This window comes from Sulfuricella sp. (assembly GCF_035531155.1).
Lineage (GTDB): Bacteria > Pseudomonadota > Gammaproteobacteria > Burkholderiales > Sulfuricellaceae > Sulfuricella.
This window is the reverse complement of sequence record NZ_DATKTK010000010.1, coordinates 1-2,811: the sequence shown is the minus strand read 5'-3', so window position 1 is coordinate 2,811 and position 2,811 is coordinate 1. Positions and strand designations below refer to the sequence as shown.

3 protein-coding genes are annotated in these 2,811 nt (G+C 58.9%); all 3 read right to left on the bottom strand.

Annotated features, from left to right (window positions below):
- On the bottom strand, positions 1-149 hold a 149-nt coding region (locus VMV64_RS03275), incomplete at its 3' end, for a DUF779 domain-containing protein (protein WP_325328523.1).
- Positions 150-222: 73 nt separating this feature from the next.
- Positions 223-1,743 (bottom strand): aldehyde dehydrogenase, encoded by a 1,521-nt coding sequence (gene adh / locus VMV64_RS03270; RefSeq protein ID WP_325328522.1) that lies wholly within the window; start codon positions 1,741-1,743, stop codon positions 223-225.
- Between the two features lie 171 nt (positions 1,744-1,914).
- Entirely contained in the window at positions 1,915-2,274 is a 360-nt protein-coding gene (locus VMV64_RS03265; RefSeq protein WP_325328521.1) for a hypothetical protein, read from the bottom strand.
- Positions 2,275-2,811: the final 537 nt, after the last annotated feature.

The window sequence follows — 2,811 nt, the reverse complement described above, 5'->3', positions numbered from 1 at the left end:
CCGATGGTGATTTCGCCGGGCAGGAAGCAGTTGGCGGCGCTGTTGTCGCAGCAGCCGCCAGACTGGTGGAACATCAGTGGACCGTGTTTCCGCTTGAGCAACTCGATGAGCTCGAGCGCCGCTTCCGTGGCAATAACTTTTTCAACCATGCCTGTCTCCATGCGTAAAAAGGGAGCGGTCGCCCGCCCCCGAAGAGTGACCTGTTGAACGGCGAGCGAAGAATCAGAAGAAGCCGAGCTTCTGCTCGCTGTAGCTGACCAGCAGGTTCTTGGTCTGCTGGTAGTGGTCGAGGATCACCTTGTGCGTCTCCCGACCGATGCCGGATTCCTTGTAGCCGCCAAAGGCGGCGTGGGCAGGGTATGCATGGTAGCAGTTGGTCCACACACGGCCGGCCTTGATGGCGCGGCCCATTCGGTAGGCGACGTTGCCATTACGGCTCCAAACACCGGCGCCGAGGCCGTATAGCGTATCGTTGGCTATTTCCAGCGCCTGCGCCTCGTCCTTGAAGGTGGTCACGGCGAGCACCGGGCCGAAGATTTCCTCCTGGAAGATGCGCATTTTGTTGTGACCCTTGAACATTGTTGGCTGAACATAGTAGCCGCCTTCCAGTTCGCCGCCGAGGTTCGCCTGCTTGCCGCCGATCAGCACCTGGGCGCCTTCCTTTTTGCCAAGATCGAGGTAGGTCAAGATCTTGGTCAACTGTTCCTTGGAGGCCTGGGCGCCGAGCATGGTGTCGGTATCCAGCGGGTTTCCCTGCTTGATCGCCTTGACGCGGGCCAGGCAGCGCGCCATGAACGTGTCGTAGATGGATTCCTGGATCAGGGCGCGGGACGGGCAGGTGCACACTTCCCCCTGATTGAAGGCGAACAGCACAAGGCCTTCAATGGCCTTGTCAAAGAACCCGTCGTCGGCGTCGGCGATATCCCGGAAGAAGATGTTGGGCGACTTGCCGCCGAGTTCCAGCGTGGCCGGGATCAGGTTGTTGGCGGCGGCCTGTGCGATGACGCGGCCGGTGGTCGTGGAGCCGGTGAAGGCGATCTTGGCAATGCGCTTGCTGGTGGCCAGCGGCATGCCGGCCTCGCGCCCGTAACCGTTGACGATGTTGAGCACGCCCGGGGGCAACAGGTCGGCGATCAGTTCGGCCAGCACCAGGATGCTGATCGGAGTGGATTCGGCGGGCTTGAGCACCACGCAGTTGCCGGCGCCGATCGCGGGAGCGATCTTCCACGTCGCCATCAGGATCGGGAAATTCCACGGGATGATCTGGCCGACGACGCCGAGCGGCTCTTGGAAGTGGTAGGCGACGGTGTTCTCGTCGATATCGCTGATTCCGCCTTCCTGCGCGCGCACGCAGCCAGCAAAGTACCGAAAGTGGTCGATGGTGAGCGGGATGTCGGCATTCAGCGTTTCGCGAATCGGCTTGCCGTTGTCTACCGTCTCGGCGTAGGCCAGCAGTTCGAGGTTGGCTTCGATGCGGTCGGCGATCTTGAGCAGCACGTTGGCGCGGTCGGCTGGCGGTGTGCGGCCCCACTTGTCGGCGGCGGCGTGCGCGGCGTTGAGTGCCAACTCAATGTCTTCGGCGCTGGAGCGGGCAGCCTTGGTAAAAGGCTTGCCGCTGATCGGGGTGATGACGTCGAAGTATGCACCCTTGACCGGGGCGACCCACTTGCCGCCAATGAAATTGTCGTATTTGGCCTTGAACTGGACCTTCGCGCCGGCGGCGCCGGGTGCGGTGTAAATCATCAGTGTCTCCTCTCATTTTTTCGTCTTCGACAGGACACTATTTATGCGGGTACTACTAAAGCATTATATGCTACCACGCAGTCAAGGGGCGTAGGTCGTCAGAAGGAATGGCAATTATCGAGGGTTGTGGCGCCGATCGACCTTCCGGCGAGGATTTATAATCATTCGGGATCAGGCTCCCAGGCGTGCGTAAAACTTCCGGGAGGACTTCAGGAGTTTCCGGTATTGCCGGACTGGCAGCATGCTGCGGAGCCGTTTCCGCAGGAACCCGATATTTTTCAGGACGACGGAACCCGCCTCGATTTTCACGACCCCTTCGGAGGCAAGATCGCGAAGGACATTTTCGACATCCCGCGAGTAACACACACTCCCGGTGATGGAAAACCAGAGACCGGAGAGCATCCTGTTGTGTTGCTTCATCTGGTAGAGAGCGGTATGGATTTCCGGCAGGAAAAGTTTTTCGCCTCCGTTTGCGCTCAGGGTGACGATGCCGGAAATGACGGCGGAAAGGTCGGGAAGAATGATCGACATGAGCGCACCTCCTGGATACAACCGGCTCTGCCGGACGCCAAATTGTTCAAGAGATTTTATATTCTTTAGACACCCCGTCCCGCTGAAGTGTTCTCATTTATCCTCATCTTGAATGTTTGGAACCAACGCGCAAACCCAGAACGATAATAGCATGAATTACGGTTAATACGAGTGACCGGCCCCCTCAGATCGGTCCGATCGGTGTTAATGCTTTTCAGACCGATTCGAGGAGGAGGAAAACATGTCGAAAAAGCGGTACCGGCCGGAAGAGATGATCGGATGGCAGCAGGGGGAATCCGTTTGCGCGGGGGTTTGCAGTCCGTGCGGGCTTCCGTTGAAAATCCCCTCGTCCAGTTGGTCTAAAATCGCGGGGCAGGTCATGTGGACACTCAGGCCTTTTGCGTTGGCACCAAACGTTCGACATGAGCGGCAGGCCACGGCTTGCCGTGGGCTGTCCGCTCGATGGAGGGGTTAGCCCCATTCATAGGCGACGAGTCTCAGGGGACGTGATCTCGCTTTCGGTGGATTTGTCGAGAA

Excerpts from the sequence above, each read along its gene's own strand:
- adh (WP_325328522.1), bottom strand. The coding sequence starts at position 1,743 with ATGATTTACACCGCACCCGGCGCCGCCGGCGCGAAGGTCCAGTTCAAG.
- VMV64_RS03265 (WP_325328521.1), bottom strand. The coding sequence starts at position 2,274 with ATGTCGATCATTCTTCCCGACCTTTCCGCCGTCATTTCCGGCATCGTC.